Annotated in this window: 21 protein-coding genes; 20 read left to right on the top strand and 1 reads right to left on the bottom strand. The window is 36.1% G+C overall.

Going from position 1 to position 22,546, the window contains the following annotated elements:
• The first annotated feature begins 2 nt into the window (after window positions 1–2).
• The 8 genes from rlmN (at window position 3) to spoVM (ending at window position 6,857) form a co-directional block, all read left to right on the top strand.
• Window positions 3–1,097, top strand: a complete 1,095-nt coding sequence (rlmN, locus tag A9C19_RS11565; protein WP_072580093.1) for a dual-specificity RNA methyltransferase RlmN — start codon at window positions 3–5, stop codon at window positions 1,095–1,097.
• 6 nt (window positions 1,098–1,103) lie between these two features.
• Complete coding sequence (locus A9C19_RS11560; RefSeq protein WP_072580092.1) at window positions 1,104–1,862, top strand: Stp1/IreP family PP2C-type Ser/Thr phosphatase; 759 nt, start codon at window positions 1,104–1,106, stop codon at window positions 1,860–1,862.
• Window positions 1,856–3,838: a Stk1 family PASTA domain-containing Ser/Thr kinase gene (gene pknB / locus A9C19_RS11555; protein WP_072580091.1), complete on the top strand. Its 1,983-nt coding sequence runs from the start codon at window positions 1,856–1,858 to the stop codon at window positions 3,836–3,838. The genes A9C19_RS11560 and pknB overlap by 7 nt, the downstream gene beginning before the upstream one ends.
• Before the next feature lie 112 nt (window positions 3,839–3,950).
• Window positions 3,951–4,835, top strand: a complete 885-nt coding sequence (rsgA, locus tag A9C19_RS11550) for a ribosome small subunit-dependent GTPase A (protein ID WP_072580090.1) — start codon at window positions 3,951–3,953, stop codon at window positions 4,833–4,835.
• A 4-nt stretch (window positions 4,836–4,839) separates the two neighbouring features.
• On the top strand, window positions 4,840–5,493 hold the full coding sequence (gene rpe / locus A9C19_RS11545) for a ribulose-phosphate 3-epimerase (protein WP_072581851.1): 654 nt from the start codon (window positions 4,840–4,842) through the stop codon (window positions 5,491–5,493).
• Window positions 5,494–5,608: 115 nt separating this feature from the next.
• A complete protein-coding gene (locus tag A9C19_RS22020; RefSeq protein ID WP_199445780.1) occupies window positions 5,609–5,782 on the top strand; it encodes a hypothetical protein in 174 nt (57 codons plus the stop codon).
• 198 nt (window positions 5,783–5,980) lie between these two features.
• Window positions 5,981–6,625: a thiamine diphosphokinase gene (locus A9C19_RS11540; RefSeq protein ID WP_072581850.1), complete on the top strand. Its 645-nt coding sequence runs from the start codon at window positions 5,981–5,983 to the stop codon at window positions 6,623–6,625.
• A gap of 151 nt (window positions 6,626–6,776) precedes the next feature.
• Window positions 6,777–6,857, top strand: a complete 81-nt coding sequence (gene spoVM / locus A9C19_RS11535; protein WP_072580089.1) for a stage V sporulation protein SpoVM — start codon at window positions 6,777–6,779, stop codon at window positions 6,855–6,857.
• Between the two features lie 171 nt (window positions 6,858–7,028).
• On the opposite strand, the gene rpmB is transcribed toward spoVM, so the two are convergent.
• Entirely contained in the window at window positions 7,029–7,217 is a 189-nt protein-coding gene (rpmB, locus tag A9C19_RS11530; protein ID WP_066337865.1) for a 50S ribosomal protein L28, read from the bottom strand.
• A gap of 277 nt (window positions 7,218–7,494) precedes the next feature.
• Here rpmB and A9C19_RS11525 point away from each other — a divergent pair, with 277 nt between their 5' ends.
• From A9C19_RS11525 to smc, 12 genes are all read left to right on the top strand, one after another.
• Window positions 7,495–7,857: an Asp23/Gls24 family envelope stress response protein gene (locus A9C19_RS11525; RefSeq protein ID WP_072580088.1), complete on the top strand. Its 363-nt coding sequence runs from the start codon at window positions 7,495–7,497 to the stop codon at window positions 7,855–7,857.
• 17 nt (window positions 7,858–7,874) lie between these two features.
• Window positions 7,875–9,542, top strand: a complete 1,668-nt coding sequence (locus A9C19_RS11520) for a DAK2 domain-containing protein (RefSeq protein WP_072580087.1) — start codon at window positions 7,875–7,877, stop codon at window positions 9,540–9,542.
• A 444-nt stretch (window positions 9,543–9,986) separates the two neighbouring features.
• Entirely contained in the window at window positions 9,987–10,649 is a 663-nt protein-coding gene (gene sdaAB / locus A9C19_RS11515; protein ID WP_072580086.1) for an L-serine ammonia-lyase, iron-sulfur-dependent subunit beta, read from the top strand.
• Window positions 10,650–10,880: 231 nt separating this feature from the next.
• A complete protein-coding gene (gene sdaAA, locus A9C19_RS11510; protein ID WP_072580085.1) occupies window positions 10,881–11,756 on the top strand; it encodes an L-serine ammonia-lyase, iron-sulfur-dependent, subunit alpha in 876 nt (291 codons plus the stop codon).
• A gap of 4 nt (window positions 11,757–11,760) precedes the next feature.
• Window positions 11,761–13,809, top strand: a complete 2,049-nt coding sequence (recG, locus tag A9C19_RS11505) for an ATP-dependent DNA helicase RecG (protein WP_072580084.1) — start codon at window positions 11,761–11,763, stop codon at window positions 13,807–13,809.
• Between the two features lie 126 nt (window positions 13,810–13,935).
• Window positions 13,936–14,508, top strand: coding sequence for a transcription factor FapR (gene fapR / locus A9C19_RS11500; protein WP_072580083.1), 573 nt, complete (start codon window positions 13,936–13,938; stop codon window positions 14,506–14,508).
• A 10-nt stretch (window positions 14,509–14,518) separates the two neighbouring features.
• The gene (gene plsX, locus A9C19_RS11495; RefSeq protein WP_072581849.1) at window positions 14,519–15,514 is read left to right on the top strand and encodes a phosphate acyltransferase PlsX; all 996 of its coding nucleotides are present in this window, start codon (window positions 14,519–14,521) and stop codon (window positions 15,512–15,514) included.
• An 18-nt stretch (window positions 15,515–15,532) separates the two neighbouring features.
• Window positions 15,533–16,483: an ACP S-malonyltransferase gene (gene fabD / locus A9C19_RS11490; protein WP_072580082.1), complete on the top strand. Its 951-nt coding sequence runs from the start codon at window positions 15,533–15,535 to the stop codon at window positions 16,481–16,483.
• Entirely contained in the window at window positions 16,477–17,217 is a 741-nt protein-coding gene (gene fabG / locus A9C19_RS11485) for a 3-oxoacyl-[acyl-carrier-protein] reductase (protein ID WP_072580081.1), read from the top strand. The genes fabD and fabG overlap by 7 nt, the downstream gene beginning before the upstream one ends.
• 96 nt (window positions 17,218–17,313) lie before the next feature.
• On the top strand, window positions 17,314–17,547 hold the full coding sequence (gene acpP, locus A9C19_RS11480) for an acyl carrier protein (RefSeq protein WP_072580080.1): 234 nt from the start codon (window positions 17,314–17,316) through the stop codon (window positions 17,545–17,547).
• A gap of 220 nt (window positions 17,548–17,767) precedes the next feature.
• Window positions 17,768–18,511, top strand: a complete 744-nt coding sequence (rnc, locus tag A9C19_RS11475; RefSeq protein WP_072581848.1) for a ribonuclease III — start codon at window positions 17,768–17,770, stop codon at window positions 18,509–18,511.
• 455 nt (window positions 18,512–18,966) lie between these two features.
• Window positions 18,967–22,533: a chromosome segregation protein SMC gene (smc, locus tag A9C19_RS11470; RefSeq protein WP_072580079.1), complete on the top strand. Its 3,567-nt coding sequence runs from the start codon at window positions 18,967–18,969 to the stop codon at window positions 22,531–22,533.
• Window positions 22,534–22,546 lie beyond the last annotated feature (13 nt).

Below are 22,546 nucleotides of genomic sequence, written 5' to 3'. Positions count from 1 at the left end.
AATTGGATCAAGTAAAAGCATCAACAGAAAAAAATGACAACAAAGTTGAAGGAAAGCCTTCAATCTATTCTTTAGAACTACATGAATTTGAAGAATGGCTTAAAGAAAGAGGAGAGAAAGCATTTAGAGCTAATCAAATCTTTGAGTGGCTTTACAGTAAGAGAGCAACAAGCTTTGAAGATATGTCGAATTTATCAAAGGGTTTACGTGAACTGTTAAGCGAAAACTTCACACTAACAACTCTAAAAACATTAATACAACAAACTTCTAAAGATGGTACGATTAAATTTTTATTTGAATTACATGACGGTTATTCAATTGAAACGGTTTTAATGAGGCATGATTATGGGAATTCTGTTTGTGTTACGACTCAAGTAGGCTGCAGAATTGGATGTACATTTTGTGCCTCTACATTAGGTGGACTAAAACGTAATTTAGAAGCAGGAGAAATCGTAGCCCAGGTCGTAAAAGTACAACAGGCATTAGATGAATTTGATGAACGTGTAAGTCATGTAGTTATTATGGGGATTGGTGAACCATTTGATAACTACAAAGAAATGATGTCTTTCCTAAAAATCATTAACCATGATAAAGGACTTAATATAGGTGCACGACATATTACAGTTTCTACTAGTGGAATCATACCAAAGATTTATCAATTCGCAGATGAAAAACTACAAATTAATTTTGCAATCTCATTACATGCGCCAAATACTGAATTACGATCAAAATTAATGCCAATCAACCGTGCTTATAAGCTCCCTGATTTAATGGAGGCTGTGAAGTACTATGTGAACAAAACAGGAAGACGCGTAAGCTTTGAATATGGATTATTTGGTGGAGAAAATGATCAGGTTGAACATGCAGAAGAACTTGCAAAACTTGTAAAAGGACTTAAATGTCATATTAATTTAATTCCTGTTAATTATGTACCTGAACGAAATTATGTTCGTACACCACAAGAACAAATTACATTATTTGAAAATACGCTTAAAAAGCATGGTGTGAACGTGACAACAAGAAGAGAACAAGGCCATGATATTGATGCAGCATGTGGACAACTTCGAGCTAAGGAGCGTAAAGAGGAGACGAGGTGACCGTAAGTGGAACATGTGTTTTTGACTGATAGGGGAAAAGTAAGGCAGCATAATGAAGATAGTGTTTCAATTTTTGAAAATGGATTAGGTCTTTTAGCAATTGTTGCAGATGGAATGGGTGGTCATTTGGCTGGCGATGTCGCGAGCCAAATGACAATCTCTGTTTTTAAAGAAATGTGGAATGAAGCTCCTGATTTTAAAGGACCGCAAGAAGCAGAATCGTGGTTAGAAGAAAAAGTGATGGAAGTGAACCGTTCCGTCTTTGCGCACTCTAGGGAAAATCCAGATTGTCAAGGAATGGGAACCACAATTGTTGCTGCAATTGTCACTCAAAGCTTTGCGACTATAGGACATATAGGAGATAGTCGCTGTTATATACTAAACAAAAGCGGTTTTAAGCAAATAACTCAAGATCATTCTCTTGTAAATGAACTTGTAAAGTCAGGGCAAATTTCAAGAGAAGATGCAGAGCATCATCCGCGTAAAAATGTTTTATTGAGAGCATTGGGAACTGAGGAACACGTTGAGTTGGATATTCAAACTCTAAGTATCGAACCAGATGATATAGTCCTTCTTTGTTCGGATGGACTTACAAACAAATTGACAGATAGTGTACTTGAAGAAGAATTAAGGAAGAATGATGATCTCTTACACACTGCAGAAAAGCTTGTTCTTATGGCAAATGAAAATGGTGGCGAAGATAATATTTCATTAGCAGCAATTAAAAAGGTCGCTAATTATGAATTAGGTGAAGAGCCTTGCTGATTGGAAAAAGAATAAGTGGTCGTTATAAAATTCTAGAGGTTATTGGCGGTGGAGGCATGGCAAATGTCTACCTGGCCAAGGACATGATCTTAGAGAGAGAAGTTGCAATGAAAGTATTGCGATTTGACTTTTCGAATGATGACGAGTTTATTAAGCGTTTTAGAAGAGAAGCTCAGTCAGCAACTAGTTTAGCTCATCCTAATATTGTTAGTATTTATGATGTTGGAGAAGAAGACGGTATTTATTATATCGTAATGGAATATGTAGATGGACAAACGCTAAAGCAATACATACAACAATTTGCCCCTATTCACCCTAGAAAAGCAGTTAATATTATGGTCCAAATTGTTTCAGCTATACAACATGCACATGATAATCAAATTATCCATAGAGACATTAAACCACATAACATATTAATTGATCATCATGGTAATGTGAAAGTAACAGATTTTGGAATAGCGATGGCTATGAGCTCAACAACTATTACACAAACGAATTCGGTGTTAGGATCTGTACATTACTTGTCACCAGAACAAGCAAGAGGTGGTTTAGCGAATAAAAAATCGGATATCTATTCTTTAGGTATTGTCTTTTTTGAGCTGTTAACAGGAAGACTACCTTTTGATGGTGAATCTGCAATTTCCATCGCGCTTAAACACTTACAATCTGACACTCCATCGCCCAGACGCTGGAATCCAGACATACCTCAGAGTATTGAAAATATTATATTAAAAGCTACGGCAAAGGACCCATTTCATCGTTATGATTCATCAGAAGAAATGGAACAGGATATTGAATCTTCCTTTGATCCAAAAAGGATTTCTGAGCCAAAGTTTGAAGTACCAGAGGATGAAGAAGCAACAAAAGCCATTCCACTCATAACAAATGAGACAATTGAAAAGAATAAAATTGAAGATACAATCGTAAGGACGTCTTCTGATTCAGTTGTACAATCAGAGATAGATGATAAAAAGTCCGGAAAAAAACAAAAGCCGAAAAAACGAAAAAGTAAACTTGCAATAGTTATTATGACCATTTTTATCATCTTAATGCTTGGTACTATTGCAGCTTTTACAATCGTTCCTACTCTTTTATTGCCTAAGGACATTGAAGTTCCTGATGTTACGGGTAAGTCGTATGAAGAAGCTATTAGTATTTTATACGAATCAGGCTTTGAAGTAGGTGATCCTATTCTTCAAGCAGATGGTGAAGTGAAAGAGGGATATGTCATAAAGACTGAACCTGAAGCGAATGTTATTACCAAAGAAGGTACAGAAATAATCGTTTACGAAAGTACAGGTAAAGAAAGAATGACACTAGAGGATTATGTTGGGAGAGATATTGATCGTGTAAAATCTCTTCTTGAGTTAAAGGGCTTTACTAACATTAAGGTGATTGAAGAAACACATGATACGGAGCTGGCTGGGAAAATATTGGCTCAGAATCCAGAAGTCGGTGAAGATGTTATCCCCGATGAAGATACAATTGAATTAACGGTTAGTAAAGGACCGAAGCTAATTAAAGTAGATGATTTGAAAAACAAGTCTAAATCTGAAATCAATGATTATATTCAGACGTATGGCTTTAATTCTTCAATCTCAGAGGAGTATTCTGAAGAAATACCAAAGGATCAGCTTATTTCTCAATCACCAGAGTCAGGTGAAGAAGTAGTAGCGAAGAATACGACTTTAAAGCTCGTCTATTCACTAGGTCCTAAAGAGAAACCGGCAAAAGAGGTCTCTAAAACAATCACCATTCCTTATGAGCCAAAAGAAGAAGGACAAGAATTAGTCGTGTCGATATCTATTGATGATGCAAACAATACCATATCAGAAGTTTATGATACATTTAAAATTACCGAACCAGTAGAAAAGACTCTTACATTCACTATTAATCCTAATGAAGAAGCTTTTTATCAGGTCATAATTGATAATCTTTATGTTACATCTGAAAAAATAAGCTATCCTGATGAGTGATAATAGGAGCATACATTCTTCCTATCTTTTATTGTACTTATGTAAAGTAGAAAGAAGAATAAAAGACATCCTAATTTATTAGAGTCATGTAGGACGATCAAGGAGGTTATTCATGCCACAAGGAAAAATAGTAAAAGCTCTTAGTGGTTTTTACTATGTACAAGATGCTAATCAGTTCATCCAATGTCGTGGAAGAGGAGTATTTCGTAAAAATAAGATTACTCCTCTAGTAGGAGATGAGGTTGAATATCAGGCAGAAAATGATCAAGAAGGTTATATCTTAGAAGTGTTCGAACGTAAAAATGAATTAGTTCGTCCACCAATTTGTAATGTTGATCAAGCGATTCTAGTTTTTTCAGCAGTCGAGCCTGATTTCAGTTCCACCCTATTGGATCGATTTTTAGTTCTGATTGAAGCAAATGATATTGAGCCAATTATTGTTATTAGTAAATCGGACCTTTTACTATCTAATGACAAGAAAGAAAAAGTGTTGAAATACGCAGCTGATTATGAAAAGGCAGGGTATAATGTGATCATCACCTCCACAGTAGAATCATCAGTGGATAAAGATCTTCTCCCGCTTTTACAAAACAAAATTTCCGTTTTTGCTGGCCAATCAGGTGTAGGGAAATCCTCTCTGTTAAACGTGCTCAGACCAGATTTAGAACTAAAAACGGATGATATTTCTACGCATTTAGGTCGTGGTAAGCATACGACGCGACATGTGGAATTAATCCCAGTAGGTAGTGGATATGTAGCAGATACACCAGGATTTAGCTCATTAGACTTTACAGGTATTGAAGTTGAAGACCTTTCTTATTGTTTTCCTGAAATGAGAAAAAGAAGCTCAGATTGTAAATTTAGAGGATGTACACACATGAAAGAACCTAAATGTGCAGTCAAGGAAGCAGTTGAATTAGGTGAAATTCCACAGTACCGATATGAGCATTATGTGAATTTTATTGAAGAAATTAAAGACAGAAAGCCGAGGTATTAAGCTTATGGTTAAAATCGCCCCATCAATTTTATCGGCTAACTTTGCAAAATTGGGAGAGGAAATTACAGAAGTAGAAAAAGCAGGAGCTGATTATATCCATGTAGATGTAATGGATGGGCACTTTGTTCCTAATATTACGATCGGTCCTCTCATCGTCGAAGCAATACGACCAATGACAAAGTTACCATTAGATGTTCATTTAATGATTGAACAACCTGATCTCTATATCCCGCAATTTGTTAAAGCGGGTGCCGATATCATAACAGTACATGTAGAAGCATGTAAACATTTGCATAGGACCATCCAACTTATTAAATCCCAAGGTATTAAGGCTGGAGTAGTATTGAATCCACATACTCCTGTAGAAGCTGTACAGCATGTACTAGAGGATATTGATATGGCTTTATTAATGACTGTAAATCCAGGTTTCGGTGGGCAATCGTTTATTCCGTCCGTGTTACCCAAAATCAGGGACCTATCAACTATTAAAAAAGAAAAAAATCTACATTTTGAAATAGAGGTTGATGGGGGAATAAATGAGCAAACAGCAAAGTTATGTGTAGAAGCCGGTGCATCAGTACTTGTTGCTGGTTCAGCAATTTATGGAAAAGAGGATCGGACTGCAGCTATTACATCATTAAAAGCAGCTTTAGCTTAAATAATAGAGGTAGTCAAGAAGATTCTAAAAAATTCCATAAGCATAATAAGAAAAATATAACCCATCCTATAAACGTCAAGAACGATACTTATGTATATAGCAGGAGGGTTATATTATGAATGTTTCAAAAAATGATCAAGTCATTATCGAGCAGGCCTTAAGAATTGCTTCACAAAATAGTACTGATTATCAAGAAATTGAACAATACGAATCTGTATTAAAAAGAATGAATAGCGATGACAGTAAGAACGATGGGTTTCGCTATGATTATGATGACAGCTCGCTATAAGAGTTTAAAGCCTTGGCATAGAGAAATATGTCAGGCTTTTTTTACATAGGCTGTACTTACGTTTACAATTGATTTTATTGCTCTTTGTTGATTGGAGTGGAAGCAGGAGATTCCTGTCTCTCCCGTTGAAAGCAAATGCTTTTAACTAAAATTAACAAGCACGTACGTTTATCAAAGCCTATATATAAAGGAGAGAAAATGAAAAAAATAGCCTTAGTTGCAGGTGGACCCCGAGAAAACCTTGTTCATCTACAGGAGTATCAATCAGAACATATAATATGGGTAGGAATAGATAAAGGTGTGAATTATATTAATGGTGAAGGTCTACCTCTTAGTTACGCATTTGGTGATTTTGATTCCATTTCAGATAGGGATAGAAGAGACTTAATTGATCAATTAAATACTATTAAAGTGTATCCGCAAGAAAAGGATAAAACTGATACAGAGCTTGCCTTAGAGTGGGCTTTACAACAGGATGTAGATGAAGTTTATCTTTTCGGGGCGACAGGTGGGAGGATGGACCATACGCTTGGAAATATCCAACTTTTGCACAAAAGTATTGATTATAAAAAAAACTTACAAATAATAGATAAGCAAAATCATATCACAATCTATAAGCCTGGTACATATACAATAATGAATGATCCAGATCGTAAGTACATTTCTTTTTTACCGATAAGTATGGAAGTAAAGGGTATTACGCTAGAGAATTTTAAATACCCACTAAAAAATTGTCATATTCATTTAAGCTCAACATTATGTATTAGTAATGAACTCATCTTCGAAGTAGGTACTTTTTCTTTTAAAGAAGGCATATTATTAATGATAAGAAGTCGTGATTAAACATTGTTTGTCCAAAGTGGTGATAAGCGTCATTTTTTTTACTTGGTTGAATATAATGCTAGAGAACTGATAGTTAATAAGTTATTGAAGCTGTAATCACTTTTGAACAAGCTAAACATCTTGTTTAACGATTTGGTTGAGGAGGGAAACAATGAAATTTTATACAATTAAACTACCAAAGTTTTTAGGAGGAATCGTTCGAGCAATGCTCGGTTCGTTAAAAAAAGACTAAGAAAAAAGCACCGTTGTAATCGGTGCTTTTTTCTTAGCTTATCTTATTTGGATTAAGCTAACAGTTCACTGCTCTTTCAAAAAGAGGAACGTTAAGCTGTAAATCTTCTATCTAAATAAAAGGGTTATAGCTTCGCTGACTTTTTGAAACAATTGAGGAGTTTAATTAAAATTAAACTCGTTCAACTTTACCAGATCTTAAAGCGCGAGCAGAAACATATACTTTTTTAGGTTTACCGTTAACTAAGATGCGAACTTTTTGAAGGTTTGCGCCCCAAGTACGTTTGTTAGCGTTCATCGCGTGAGAACGAGCATTACCTGAGCGAGTTTTTCTACCAGTAACAACGCATTTACGTGCCATGTTATTCCCTCCTTACTACAAAAAACCTTACATATTTTACAATAGTCATGTACATAGCCATGAGATACTTTAATAATTTATCATAACTAACTTTAGATTGCAATACTTCTATACTAGTCTTTCAAGAATTTTTCCTTGACATAGTAAAAAATGTGGTGTTGTATAATAATAAAGATGTCTTCTTTTTTCACCTAGGACTTATAATCGCTTTTAAAATGAGGTAGGTTATAGTAAAATAGCTATAGCCAGCGTGAACAATTCCAAAGGGGGAACCAACATGTCCATTGAATTGAAAACAAAGTACGGACAAATTGACATATCCAACGAAGTCATTGCAACAGTTGCCGGCGGTGCAGCTATTGACTGCTATGGTATTGTTGGAATGGCGTCAAAGAATCAAATTAAAGACGGCCTAACAGAAATTCTAAGAAAAGAAAACTTTAGCAAAGGCGTAATTGTTCGCCAAGATGATGACTCTATATATATTGATATGTACATTATCGTGAGCTATGGTACAAAAATTTCTGAAGTAGCGCATAACGTACAAACGAAAGTGAAGTATACGTTAGACCAAACAGTCGGACTTGCTGTTGATTCCGTTAATATTTTTGTACAAGGTGTTCGTGTAGCGAACCCGTAGTAAGGAGGAAATTACCTGTGTCAATTACAACTTTAGATGGTAGGCGTTTTGCAGAGATGATTTTGCAAGGGGCAGACCACCTATCGAATAATGCGAAATTAGTCGATGCTCTTAACGTTTTTCCAGTTCCTGATGGTGACACTGGAACAAATATGAATTTATCGATGACATCAGGCGCGAAAGAAGTTCGTAGTCAAACTACGGACCATATTGGGAAAGTTGGTCAAGCACTTTCTAAAGGATTACTAATGGGTGCTCGAGGTAATTCAGGTGTTATTTTATCCCAATTATTCAGAGGTTTTTCAAAAGCAATTGAATCAAATTCTTCGATTTCATCAGTTGAATTTGCAGATGCACTTCAAGCAGGAGTTAATACAGCTTACAAAGCGGTAATGAAGCCTGTAGAAGGAACGATTCTTACTGTTGCTAAAGATGCTGCAAGAGCAGCAGTTATGGCATCAGAAACAGAGACTTCCATAATTAAAGTAATGGAAAAAACTCTTGAAGAAGCAGAAGCATCCCTTAAACGTACGCCAGACTTGTTACCTGTTTTGAAAGAGGTAGGCGTTGTTGATAGTGGAGGTCAAGGTTTAGTGTTTGTTTATGAAGGATTCTTGGCTAATTTAAAAGGTGAGAAACTTCAAGCCTCAACTAAAACAGGACCTTCAATGAATGAATTAGTAAACGCTGAACATCACAAAAGTGTTCAAAGTCATATGAATACAGAAGATATCGAATTTGGTTATTGTACTGAATTTATGGTTCGATTTGAAGAAGGTAAAAAAGCTTTTGATGAGGACTTATTTAGAAATGATTTAAGTGAATTTGGAGATTCATTACTAGTTATTGCTGATGATCAACTTGCTAAAGTACATATTCATGCCGAGCACCCGGGTGAGGTATTGTCTTATGGACAAAAATATGGCAATTTAATTAACATGAAAATTGAAAACATGCGCCAACAGCATACTGATATAGTGGGTGAACAAATACCAGCTCCTACAACAGAACCTGAACAACAAGAAAAAGGGAAATACGGCATTGTAACCGTTACTATGGGAAAAGGGATTGCTGAGCTATTTAGAAGTATAGGTGCGAATGAAGTTATTGAAGGCGGACAAACAATGAATCCAAGTACAGAGGACATTGTAAAAGCTATTCAAGATGTGAATGCAGAAAACATAATCATTCTCCCTAATAATTCTAATATAGTGATGGCTGCACAACAAGCTGCATCAGTTGTTGATGAAAATGTCATTGTAATACCATCCAAAACTGTTCCTCAAGGAATGGCTGCATTACTGTCATTTAATCCTACTGCAGAGCCTACTGATGTGCAAAGTACGATGAACGATGCGTTAGGTAATGTAAAGAGCGGTCAAATTACTTATGCTGTTCGTGATACGAATATTGATGGTCTTGATATTTCAAAAGGCGATTTTATGGGAATTTCTAATGGGAAGATTGTCATTACGGATCGTGAACAGTTATTAGCTGCAAAAAAACTTCTTTTAGAAATGATTTCTAATGAAGATGAAATCTTAACGATTATTCAAGGTGAAGATACGTCTGATGAGGAAATTGCCAAACTAATTGAGTTTGTTGAAGAAAAATTTGAAGACGTGGAAGTGGAAGTTCATAACGGTGAGCAACCATTATATTCTTATATCTTCTCTGTTGAATAATAAAAACTCGGCTCATATGCCGAGTTTTTTGTGTTTTAACGAACAAAAAATCTAAATTTACCATAGCTTATTTTGAAGTGAGTCATCAAATTCACCTAAAAATTTTATATAATAGCCAACAATCTAAAAGGAAAGTTTAGTTCTACTTATATGTTGATTGGAGTGGAAGAAAGTCGGAGAAATCCGGTCTGGGGAGCGTGTCAAAAAGAGACCGGAAGGCGAATGCTCCGTTTAGTCTTCCCAATTTACAACATAAATCAAGAACCTGTTACAAAAACAGTTTATTAAAGTGAGAAAATTCATTATTTTCTTGTTATTTTTATCTATCTACAGTTTTTCTGAAAATCTGTTACACTATGAGAAGAAAGAGAATGATTGAATAAAATAAATATCTTATATATAGTTAAGCGCTTACAACTCATTAGAGGTGCAGGAGGGTAAAAGATGAAATATCGTAGTGTATTTGATATTATTGGTCCGATAATGATTGGACCTTCGAGCTCACATACTGCGGGTGCTGCAAGAATAGGGAGAGTTGCGAGAACGTTATTCGGTAGACAACCTAAGTGGGCCACGATCTCTCTTTATGGATCGTTCGCCCAAACTTATCGTGGACATGGAACAGATGTAGCTCTAATAGGTGGACTACTTGATTTTGATACATTTGATGAAAGAATAAAATCAGCACTTGATCTAGCAAAACAGCAAGAAATGAAGATTACTTTTATTGAAGAGGATGCTGTCACAGATCATCCTAATACTGCTAGACTCATTATTGGCGATGATTTCGGTCAACTCGAGCTTGTTGGTGTATCAATAGGTGGAGGGAAAATAGAAATTACTGAGCTAAATGGCTTTGAACTAAAGCTCTCTGGTAATCATCCAGCGATATTAGTTGTCCATAATGATCGATTTGGTGCTATTGCAGCTGTAGCAAATGTTCTTGCGAAACATGCTATAAATATTGGCCATATGGATGTATCGAGAAAAGAAGTAGGTCAAATGGCGCTAATGACAATTGAAACGGATCAAAATGTTAGTAAAGAGGTAATGGAGGAATTAAAAACACTCCCGAATATTTTACAAGTAACAAGAATTGATGATTAATGTTAAGGTGTACATTTTATGAGCTTGGGAAGTAGCTGCTTAAATGCCGGTATTATTAGTTTATTTCAAGTGTTAGGTTGCCCTCGCTTTTATATACTGATTTAGATAGTACTCATCTTAATTAAGTGTAAAATTCAAGCTATATTTTCTACTAGTTTATAAGAAGTTTAGAGATAGTGGTAAGCAGAAATTTCATTACATCTACTTCAAGATTTGGAAGGGGTATACTATATGTTCCGAAATGTCGAAGAGTTAGTTTCGTTGGCAGAGGAAAAAGGAGTAAAAATTGCAGAAATAATGATTGAACAAGAATGCAAAGTTTCTGGACGATCCCGTGAGGAAATAATCGCTTTAATGGAAAGAAATTTAGAAGTGATGGAACAAGCTATCGAAAGGGGACTTTCAGGAGTGAAATCTCACTCTGGATTAACAGGTGGAGATGCAGTTCTACTACAAAAATATATAGAAAAAGGAAACTTTCTTTCTGGAAGTACATTGCTTGATGCAGTTAGTAAGGCTGTTGCGACAAATGAAGTGAATGCAGCTATGGGAACAATATGTGCAACACCTACAGCTGGATCAGCAGGTGTTGTACCTGGAACTTTGTTTGCTGTAAAGGAAAAACTACATCCTACTCGTCAAGAAATGATTGAATTTTTATTTACATCTGGTGCATTTGGATTTGTTGTTGCAAATAATGCTTCAATCTCAGGAGCTGCTGGTGGTTGTCAAGCTGAAGTAGGTTCAGCTTCTGGGATGGCTGCAGCGGCAATTGTAGAAATGGCAGGTGGAACTCCGAGTCAAGCGGCTACCGCTATGGCTATTACGTTAAAAAATATGCTTGGGCTTGTTTGTGATCCAGTTGCAGGATTGGTTGAAGTACCTTGTGTAAAACGAAATGCTATGGGAGCTGCCAATGCTATGGTAGCAGCTGATATGGCATTGGCGGGTATTACAAGTAGAATTCCTTGTGACGAAGTAATTGATGCAATGTATAAAATTGGTCAGACAATGCCTACTGCATTAAAAGAAACAGCTCAAGGAGGGTTAGCTGCGACACCAACAGGTCAAAGACTGAAACAAGAAATTTTTGGAGAGTCGCAATAAACACGTGAATGATAAACTACTTGAACCAGTGACACATTTAAAAGGGATTGGGGAAGAAACAGCTGGATTATTACATGACATGGACATTTATTCGATCTATGATTTATTGGAATATTTTCCATATCGTTATGAAGATAATAGCTTAAAAGATTTAGAGGAAGTTAAGCATGAGGAACGTATAACAGTTGAAGGGAAGGTTCATAGTGAACCCTCTCTGACCTTTTACGGAAAAAAACGGTCACGACTCACATTTCGGATGTTAGTAGACCGTTATCTGCTTTCTGTTGTATGCTTTAATCGACCTTACTTCAAAAACAAATTACCCCTAAATTCTACTGTGACAGTTACGGGGAAATGGGATAAACATAGACAAACAATTACAGCGCAAGAAGTGCTTTTTGGACCGAAGAAAGAAGTTTCCGGTATTGAGCCTATTTACTCAGTTAAGGGGAAGCTTACTGTAAAAGGGATGAGGAAATTTATCTCTCTTGCTATCGGACAGTATCTTGATGAGATAAATGAGAATCTACCTGTAGAATTTTTACAAAAGTATAAATTGATGACAAGAGCAGAAGCGTTGAAAGTCATTCATGTACCTTCTGAAAGTGAAGATTTAAAGCAAGCAAGAAGACGATTTGTTTATGAAGAGTTTTTATTGTTTCAATTGAAAATGCAAGCTTTAAGAAAGGTTCAAAGAGAACAGTCAAAAGGCGACGCAATTGAATACTCGGAGACAATGCATGAAGAATTTATTTCCTCATTACCATTTCCTTTAACAAATGCGCAATTACGTGTTGTAAGGGAAATATTGTCGGATATGAAATCTCCATACAGAATGAATCGCCTACTTCAAGGAGATGTTGGATCGGGAAAAACGGTTGTAGCAGCTATTTCAATCTATGCAGCAATCCTTTCTGGTAAACAAGCAGCATTAATGGTGCCTACTGAAATTCTAGCTGAACAACATGCTGATTCTCTTTATAAGTTGTTTGAACCTTTTGGTGTTCAAGTCGCATTATTAACAAGTTCAGTAAAAGGAAAAAGAAGAAGAGAATTGTTAGAGAGAGTGAAGCAAAATGAAATCCAAGTATTAATTGGCACCCATGCTCTAATACAAGATGATATTAAATTTAAACATCTCGGGCTAGTCATTACTGATGAACAACATAGGTTTGGTGTTGGCCAGAGGAGAATGCTAAGAGAAAAAGGTGAAAATGCAGACGTTCTATTTATGACTGCAACACCTATTCCAAGAACACTAGCTATAACGGCTTTTGGAGAGATGGATGTTTCAATCATTGATGAATTGCCTGCAGGTCGTAAAGTAATTGAAACGTATTGGGTGAAGCCTACTATGTTGGACCGTATCTTATCGTTTATTGATAAAGAAGTAGCAAAGGGGCGACAAGCCTATGTTATTTGCCCTTTAATTGAGGAATCGGACAAGCTAGACGTCCAGAACGCTCTGGATGTACATTCTATGCTGTCAGCTTATTCTAATGGGAAATATCGTGTAGGTCTTATGCATGGTCGCTTAACATCAGATGAAAAGGACTCTGTCATGAGAGATTTTAGCGAAAATCATGTAAATGTTCTTGTCTCTACAACCGTTGTTGAGGTTGGGGTAAATGTTCCGAATGCTACTACGATGGTTATTTATGATGCTGAGAGGTTTGGCTTATCGCAGCTTCATCAATTAAGAGGTCGTGTAGGTCGAGGGAGTGAACAATCCTACTGTATTTTATTGGCAGATCCTAAATCAGAGACTGGTAAAGAAAGAATGAAAATTATGACGGAAACAAATGATGGTTTTGTTCTTTCTGAACGAGATTTAGAACTTAGAGGTCCTGGTGACTTTTTTGGCAAAAAACAAAGTGGAATGCCTGTATTTAAAGTAGCGGACATGGTCCATGATTACCGTGCTCTGGAAGTAGCACGTCAGGATGCAGTTGAACTCGTCCAATCCGATTCTTTCTGGAAGGATGATAAATATGCGGTTTTAAGAAACCAGCTTTATCATTCAGGAATATTAGATGGAGAGAAATTAGACTAAAAAATGTTGACAATGAAATCTTTGTTCATAATAAAAACAGGTTGCAATGTCTTGCAATCTGTTTTTATTATCTATATACTACTATTAGTACCTAGTCTTAATAGTTCGGACGGTGTCAGATAAATTATGAAAAGAAATAAAAAAGAAAGACAGAAATTGCTACAAGAAACAATCTCTAATACGCCGTTTATAACGGATGAGGAATTAGCTGAAAAATTCAACGTTAGTATTCAAACGATTCGACTTGATCGTCTTGAGTTATCTATACCAGAACTTAGAGAGCGTATAAAACATGTAGCGGAAAAGAAGCTAGAAGATGAAGTGAAATCATTGCCTCTAGAAGAGGTCATAGGCGATATTATTGATTTGCAATTAGATCAAACGGCAATTTCAATGCTTGAAATAAAAAGGGAACACGTTTTTAGTAGAAACCAAATCGCAAGAGGACATCACCTTTTTGCACAGGCTAATTCTCTGGCAGTGGCTTTAATTAATGATGAGTTAGCATTAACAACGAAAGCTAATATACATTTTACAAGACAGGTAAAAGAAAATGAGCGAGTCATCGCTAAGGCTAAAATGATAAAGAATGATACAGAATCTAGACGCACTTGGGTTGAAGTGAATAGCTACGTAGGTAGCGAAATGGTGTTTTCTGGTGAATTCGAAATGTATCGCTCAAATCCAAAACAAAGGTAGGAATTAAATGATGAAGTTAGCAATTGATGCGATGGGTGGAGACCATGCTCCACAATCAGTTGTAGAAGGAGTTATGAAAGCAGTATCCGCATTTTCAGATTTGGAAATTACACTTATTGGGAATGAGGAGAAGATTCGACAGTACTTAACGGATTCAACTAGAATTACAGTTATACATACTGATGAAGTGATTGAGGGAACCGACGAACCTGTTCGAGCTGTTCGTAGGAAGAAAAATGCATCTATGGTTTTGATGGCTAATGAAGTTAAAGAAGGAAGAGCAGACGGCTGTATTTCGGCTGGGAATACGGGAGCGCTTATGACAGCAGGATTATTTATAGTTGGGAGAATTGAGGGGATTGAAAGACCTGCTTTATCACCAACTCTACCAACGCTTAATGGAGACGGCTTCCTTTTTTTAGATGTCGGTGCAAATGTTGACGCGAAACCCGAGCATTTATTGCAGTACGCAATTATGGGCTCTGTTTATGTCGAACAGGTAAGAGGTGTGAAAAATCCAAGGGTTGGGTTGTTGAATATTGGTACAGAAGATAAAAAAGGGAACGAACTTACAAGACAAACCTTTGAATTTTTAAAAGCTACCAAATTAAATTTTGTAGGTAATGTAGAATCTAGAGATTTAATGAATGGAGTAGCGGATGTTGTTGTAACAGATGGTTTTACAGGTAATATTGCTTTGAAAACAATTGAAGGTACTGCCTTGTCTGTGTTTTCAATGCTTAAAACTGCATTAACGAGTAATTTTACATCTAAAATCGCAGCAGGTGTACTTAAACCTCAATTAAAAGGAATAAAGCAACAAATGGATTATTCTGAATACGGTGGGGCCGCATTGTTTGGACTGAAAGCACCTGTTGTTAAAGCCCACGGGTCTTCAGATGCAAATGCAATTTATAATTCTATTAGACAAACACGTGATATGGTTAAGAATCAGGTGGCACAAACGATTCATACATCACTTGAACAAAATCAAACGATAGTTTAAGTATTTAGGGGGATTAATATGAGTAAAATAGCTTTCTTGTTTCCAGGTCAAGGGTCTCAAGCTGTTGGTATGGGAAAAGATTTTTATGATAATATTCAAGAATCCAAAACAGTGTTTACTAATGCTGACCAAAGATTAAATAGTAAACTAACGGAATTAATCTTTGATGGGCCGCAGGATACGTTAACACTTACATACAATGCTCAGCCTGCTTTACTTACTACCAGTATTGCAATTTTAGAACATCTCAAACACTATTCAATTAAACCTGATTATGTTGCAGGTCATAGTCTTGGTGAATATACGGCACTAGTTGCAGCAGGAGTATTACGTTTTGAAGACGCAGTTTTTGCTGTAAAAAAACGTGGGGAATTTATGGATGAAGCAGTTCCAGCAGGACAAGGTGCGATGGCTGCCATCCTTGGAATGAATTCAATTGACTTAGAAGACATTACTTCAAACATAACGAACGATGGGCATCCAGTACAATTAGCAAATCTAAACTGTCCAGGACAAATTGTCATTTCAGGGACTGCAGAAGGTGTTGAGAAAGCTTCTGTACTAGCTAAAGAAAAGGGAGCAAAAAGAGCTATACCACTTGTTGTAAGTGGTCCGTTTCATTCTGAACTAATGAAGCCTGCTGCAAGTCAGTTAAATAATATTCTATCTGAACTATCATTTCATAAAGCAAACACACCTGTTGTAGCAAATGTAACAGCTAAAGCGGTTTTGGATGAGCAGGAAATAAAACAACTTTTAGTTGAACAGTTATACTCTCCTGTTCGATGGGAAGAATCTGTAAAAACGATGTTGGATAGTGATGTTACTACTTTTGTTGAGATTGGACCAGGCAAAGTTCTTACAGGATTAGTCAAGAAAATAGACCGTTCTGCAAAAGTTTATAACATATTTGATCTTGACTCTATGAAAGATGTTGTAGAAAAACTTAAGGGGGAACCAACATGCTAAATAAGATGGTGGCGCTTGTAACAGGTGCATCAAGAGGTATAGGTAAGGCTATAGCTTTAGATTTAGCAAAGAATGGTGCAGTTGTTGCTGTTAACTATGCTGGAAATGAAGCGAAAGCTAATGAAGTAGTTGCGGAAATTAAATCAATGGGCGGTAGCGCAATGGCAATAAAAGCAGATGTTTCAAACAGTGAAGAAGTCCAAGGAATGATTAAAACAGTTATTGATGAATTTGGTAGGATTGATATTTTGATCAATAACGCCGGAATTACTCGTGACAATCTTCTAATGCGCATGAAGGATGAAGAATGGGAAGATGTTATTAATACAAATTTAAAAGGTGTCTTCCTTTGTACTAAAGGAGTTACACGACAAATGATGAAGCAACGAAGCGGTCGAATAATCAATATTACATCTGTTGTTGGTGTTAGTGGAAATCCTGGACAAGCAAATTATGTTGCAGCAAAAGCAGGTGTGATAGGATTAACGAAAACTACGGCAAAAGAGCTTGCTTCACGAAATATTACAGTTAACGCGGTAGCACCAGGTTTTATCACCACAGATATGACAGACGAATTATCAGAAGAGGTTAAAGGTGAAATGCTTAAGCAAATTCCTTTAGCAAAGCTTGGTGAACCTAGTGATATTGCTAATCTAGTTACCTTTTTAGCTTCAGAGAAAAGTAAATATATTACCGGTCAAACCATGCATGTTAACGGTGGTATGGTCATGTAATAGAAAAGTTAGGTTAAATTGTTATAAAAATTGAAGAATGTACGCTAGTTTTTCATATTGAAATCATCTATAATACTTGAGGGGAGGTGAAGGAAAATGGCAGATGTTTTAGAACGTGTAACAAAGATTATCGTAGACCGTTTAGGAGTAGATGAGGCAGAAGTGAAATTTGAGTCTTCATTTAAAGATGATCTTGGTGCAGATTCCCTAGATGTAGTTGAACTAGTTATGGAACTTGAAGATGAGTTCGATATGGAAATTTCTGATGAAGATGCAGAAAAGATCGGTACAGTGGGCGATGCTGTTAACTACATAAATAATCAGCAATAATTGTTGAATGAAAGTCCCGTATATATACGGGGCTTTACCCCTTTTTATAGCTAATTTATAAGAAGTTGATAAAAATACCCCTTTGTATCACATAGTAATGATAAGAGCTTTAATTTATGAGCCACTTCATAATTCAAGGGAAATACCTTCAATTATGAAGTGTCTTATAGAGGCTAATTTGGGCGTTGTTTATCGTCTTTATACTGGAGGTACCATGGCAATGGCTAGACATATAAATTATAAAGAAAGAAGAACTTTTGCAAAAAAAGCAGAAGAATTCAAAAAGTTTCAAGAGCAAATTGGTCATACTTTTAATAATGAAAAATTATTATATCAAGCATTTACACATTCCTCTTATGTAAATGAACATCGAAAGAAACCTTATGAAGACAATGAGAGGCTAGAGTTTTTAGGCGATGCGGTTTTAGAATTAACAATTTCTCAATACCTCTATAAAAAATATCCTATGATGAGTGAAGGAGAATTAACGAAACTCCGTGCTGCGATTGTATGCGAACCATCTTTAGTCGCTTTTGCTAACCAGTTGTCTTTTGGCAATTTAGTATTGTTAGGAAAAGGAGAAGAAATGACAGGTGGTCGAGCGCGTCCTGCTTTACTTGCAGATGTATTTGAGGCGTTTATTGGTGCTTTATACTTGGATCAGGGTCTAGAGTCAGTTGTTGAGTTTCTAGATCACTATGTTATTCCTAAAGTGGATGAAGGAGCCTTTTCTCATGTGATGGACTTTAAAAGTCAATTACAGGAACTGGTCCAAAGGGATACAAAAGGCAGTCTAGAATATAAGATACTACAGGAAAAAGGACCTGCTCATAACAGGGAATTTGTGTCAACCGTATCTTTAAATGGTGAGGTTTTTGGAACTGGAAGTGGGAAGTCTAAGAAAGAAGCAGAACAACATGCCGCTCAAGAAGCTTTGTCAAAACTCCAACATATTAGGAAATAAATTTTTTAAAGACTGACTTAATGACCATTAATTCCCTCGGCAATTAATGGTCATTAAGTCATCTTTTTTTAAAGGCTTGGATTTGAATGGTTATTATTTCTATTGTAGCATTTGCTTTCACTGGCGGTCCTTAAAATTGTGCATTTTTTAATTATCTAGCTACTGAGCCTTGAGCTTTAGCTTAACAATGCTATTTTTAATAGTGTTACTGTCTAGCACAAGAAGCCTTTTTTAGAAATAGCTATTCTATTAACTAGTAAAAAAATGATGCGCAAAGTTATCCGCACTACTTAAGTAGATTATGATAAAATATGTGTGGTCGTTAATTTAGGCTATTACGAATATGTGTGTTTTTAAATAACTCGAGTGATGTGCTTATGGCTTAAATGAAAATAGAGTTAAATTGATTTCTCGAAAATAAATAGAATATAAATGAATAGTAAGGAGGAATCACAATGTTCCTCAAACGATTGGATATTGTAGGATTCAAGTCCTTTGCTGAACGTGTAACGGTAGATTTTGATAAAGGAGTTACCGCAGTAGTAGGACCAAATGGTAGTGGGAAAAGTAATATTACAGATGGTATTAGATGGGTGTTAGGTGAGCAATCGGCCAAATCACTTCGTGGTGCAAAAATGGAGGATATTATTTTTGCTGGTAGTGATTCTAGAAGAGGGTTAAATGTTGCCGAAGTTACCTTAACGCTAGATAATGATGATCAATTTTTACCGATTGATTACCATGAGGTAAGTGTAACAAGACGCGTGTTTCGTTCAGGGGAAAGTGAATTCTTCATCAACAAGCAAAGCTGTCGCTTAAAAGACATTGTTGATCTGTTCATGGATTCAGGACTAGGTAAAGAAGCCTTTTCAATTATAAGTCAAGGAAAAGTAGAGGAAATCCTTAGTAGCAAATCAGAAGAGCGCAGAAGTATTTTTGAAGAAGCTGCAGGAGTACTTAAATATAAATCAAGAAAAAAGAAAGCAGAATATAAGCTTGCGGAAACTCAAGAAAATCTAAACCGAGTTCAGGATATTTTACATGAACTTGAGGGACAGGTCGAGCCATTGAAAATTCAGGCATCGATTGCTAAGGATTATCTTGAGAAGAAGGAAGAGCTTGAAAAAATTGAAGTTGCTTTAACTGTATATGAAATTGAGGAGTTACATGGGAAATATGAAACTCTTTCGAAATCTGTTGAAGAAGGAAAAAATCGTGAGCTAAAGCTGACCACCGCTATTCAAAAAAGAGAAGCAGATGTAGAACGAATGAGAGATCATGTAAATGCCTTAGACGAATCGATTAATGATCTTCAACAGGTGTTGCTTCTAGCAAGTGAAGAACTAGAAAAGCTTGAAGGTCGTAAGGAAGTTCTTAAAGAACGGAAAAAAAACGCTCATCAAAACAAGGCTCAATTAGAAAAAACAATAGAAGAACTCAAGTTGCGACTTGAAGACTTAACAAAAGAGCAGCAAATCCAGCAATCTACTTTAGAAACAAGTGAAAAGGAATTACTTGTCATAAAAAAAGAATTAAAAGAGAAACAAAGTCTATTTTCCTCATATAACCAAAACATAGAGGATGTAATTGAAGGGTTGAAAAGTGAGTATTTTGAACGTCTAAACGAACAAGCTACTGCTAGAAATGAAATCAATTACTTAGATGATCAGCTTCGACAGCAAGAACTTAAACGAGATAGATTAGTAGAGTCAAATAAACGTTATTTGACTGATAGGCAAGAGATAAGTGAGAAGAGAAAGAAATATGAAGCGCATTATTCACTTATTGAAAACAAGTTATCCGATCATATAAAACAATTCCGGGACTTAAGTTCTAAGATTGAAAGCCTGAAAAATAGCTATCAAAAGAAGGAAACGGGTTTATATCAAGCTTACCAGCTATTACAGCAAACACGCTCTCGAAAAGAATTACTAGAATCAATGCAAGAGGATTATGCAGGTTTTTTTCAAGGGGTTAAAGAAATATTAAAAGCAAAGGATAAGCTTGAAGGAATCCATGGGGCTGTCGCTGAATTAATAACAACAGAAAAAGAATATGAAACAGCAATTGAAATAGCTTTAAGCAGTTCTATGCAACATGTAGTTGTTGAGGACGAAGCAGTGGCAAGAAAAGCAATCCAATTCCTTAAACAGAATTCATACGGGCGGGCTACGTTTTTACCACTTTCTGTCATTAAACCTCGTACAATTCAGGGGCATGATTTAAACCTAATCCAAAAGCATCCCGCTTTTGTTGGAATCGCGACAAACCTTGTTAGTTTTGATCAGAAATTCAAAACGATTATCGGCAATCTTTTAGGAACCGTCATTGTGACATCTGATCTAAAAGGTGCTAACGAGATTGCTAAGCTAATGAATTATCGTTATCGCTTAGTCACATTACAAGGAGATGTCGTGAATCCTGGCGGCTCTATGACAGGAGGAGCTGTAAAACAAAAGAATAATTCACTATTAACACGCCAGCGTGAATTAGAAACTATAGGTGAGAAGTTAATAGTGATGGAAGAAAAAACATCTCTATTAGAACGTGATGTGAAAGAAAGTAAGGAAGAAATAGTAAGTAAGGATTCGGAATTAGATCATTTACGATCCAAAGGTGAAAAATTACGTCTTGAAGAGCAAATGATAAGAAGTGAGATTAGAGAAATAGAATTAAATGAGAAAAATATTAATGATCATTTAAAGCTCTATGATACTGAACTTGAAACGTTTGAAGAAGAAAAAGATAAATGTACAAAGCGTAAAAAGGAGCTAGTGGAAAGCCTTGAATTTATAGCGGAACAACTCGAGAAATTAGACAAAGAAATTGATCGATTATCTCAACAAAAAGCAACTCAACAAACTTCCAAAGGTGCTTTACAGGAAGAGCTTACGGAAATGAAAATTGTCTTAGCAAGTAAACAACAAATGTATGAGAATCAAAAGGAGAAAGTAGAAAGACTTCAGGCAGATTTACTTCAAACGAAAGAAAAATATGATGAAGTCGCAGATGATTATTCACTCCTTTCAAACGAAATGACATCAAGCTCAACTGGTGAAGAAAAACTAGAAATGGCAGCGAATCAAAAGCTTCATGATAAAACGAAAACGATTGAACTAATTGCAAGCAGAAGAGAGGAACGCCTTCAGCTCCATGAAAAGGTAGAGTTTGAAGAACGTGAATTAAAAGAGTTAAAACGCCAGGAAAAGCAGATTCATGATCTTTTAAAAGATGATGAAGTAAAGCTTAATCGACTTGACGTAGAGCTTGATAATCTATTACATCATCTTCGTGAGGAATATCTATTATCATTTGAGGGAGCTAAAGAGAACTACGCTTTAGAACTAGATGTAGAAGAAGCGCGAAAGAGAGTTAAGCTTATCAAACTTGCAATTGATGAACTAGGAACGGTAAACTTAGGAGCAATTGAAGAATATGAGCGAGTATATGAGCGTTTTACATTCTTAAATGAACAAAGGAACGATTTAACAGAAGCGAAGGATACTCTTTATCAAGTTATTGATGAAATGGATGACGAGATGAAGAAAAGGTTTGAAGAAACCTTTAATGCGATCCGTTCACACTTTGGTTCTGTATTCCAATCATTATTTGGTGGTGGGCGAGCAGAGCTGAAATTAACTGATCCTAATGATTTGTTAAATACAGGTGTTGATATCGTTGCACAACCTCCTGGGAAGAAGCTTCAGAATCTTGGGTTGCTTTCAGGCGGCGAGAGAGCTTTAACTGCAATTGCTTTATTGTTCTCCATACTAAAAGTACGGCCTGTTCCATTTTGTGTTCTTGATGAAGTTGAGGCAGCGCTTGACGAAGCAAATGTGTACAGATTTGCACAGTATTTAAAAAAGTTTAGCCACGAAACACAATTTATCGTCATTACTCATCGTAAAGGAACAATGGAAGAGGCAGATGTTTTGTATGGAGTTACGATGCAAGAGTCTGGTGTCTCAAAGCTCGTTTCAGTTCGATTAGAGGAAACAAAAGAATTAGTTCAATCAACTTGAAAGGACGAATAAG

It is taken from the genome of Bacillus weihaiensis, from assembly GCF_001889165.1.
GTDB classification, from domain to species: Bacteria; Bacillota; Bacilli; order Bacillales; family Bacillaceae; genus Metabacillus; species Metabacillus weihaiensis.
The sequence above is the reverse complement of the archived record's forward strand: the minus strand, read 5'-3'. Positions and strand labels throughout refer to the sequence as shown.

Coding starts and splice junctions, on each gene's coding strand:
- fapR (WP_072580083.1), top strand. CDS start 13,936: ATGAAAAGAAATAAAAAAGAAAGACAGAAATTGCTACAAGAAACAATC.
- smc (WP_072580079.1), top strand. CDS start 18,967: ATGTTCCTCAAACGATTGGATATTGTAGGATTCAAGTCCTTTGCTGAA.
- rsgA (WP_072580090.1), top strand. CDS start 3,951: ATGCCACAAGGAAAAATAGTAAAAGCTCTTAGTGGTTTTTACTATGTA.
- fabD (WP_072580082.1), top strand. CDS start 15,533: ATGAGTAAAATAGCTTTCTTGTTTCCAGGTCAAGGGTCTCAAGCTGTT.
- rpe (WP_072581851.1), top strand. CDS start 4,840: ATGGTTAAAATCGCCCCATCAATTTTATCGGCTAACTTTGCAAAATTG.
- sdaAA (WP_072580085.1), top strand. CDS start 10,881: ATGTTCCGAAATGTCGAAGAGTTAGTTTCGTTGGCAGAGGAAAAAGGA.
- acpP (WP_072580080.1), top strand. CDS start 17,314: ATGGCAGATGTTTTAGAACGTGTAACAAAGATTATCGTAGACCGTTTA.
- rpmB (WP_066337865.1), bottom strand. CDS start 7,217: ATGGCACGTAAATGCGTTGTTACTGGTAGAAAAACTCGCTCAGGTAAT.
- plsX (WP_072581849.1), top strand. CDS start 14,519: ATGAAGTTAGCAATTGATGCGATGGGTGGAGACCATGCTCCACAATCA.
- A9C19_RS11540 (WP_072581850.1), top strand. CDS start 5,981: ATGAAAAAAATAGCCTTAGTTGCAGGTGGACCCCGAGAAAACCTTGTT.
- rnc (WP_072581848.1), top strand. CDS start 17,768: ATGGCTAGACATATAAATTATAAAGAAAGAAGAACTTTTGCAAAAAAA.
- sdaAB (WP_072580086.1), top strand. CDS start 9,987: ATGAAATATCGTAGTGTATTTGATATTATTGGTCCGATAATGATTGGA.
- spoVM (WP_072580089.1), top strand. CDS start 6,777: ATGAAATTTTATACAATTAAACTACCAAAGTTTTTAGGAGGAATCGTT.
- A9C19_RS22020 (WP_199445780.1), top strand. CDS start 5,609: ATGAATGTTTCAAAAAATGATCAAGTCATTATCGAGCAGGCCTTAAGA.
- fabG (WP_072580081.1), top strand. CDS start 16,477: ATGCTAAATAAGATGGTGGCGCTTGTAACAGGTGCATCAAGAGGTATA.
- A9C19_RS11525 (WP_072580088.1), top strand. CDS start 7,495: ATGTCCATTGAATTGAAAACAAAGTACGGACAAATTGACATATCCAAC.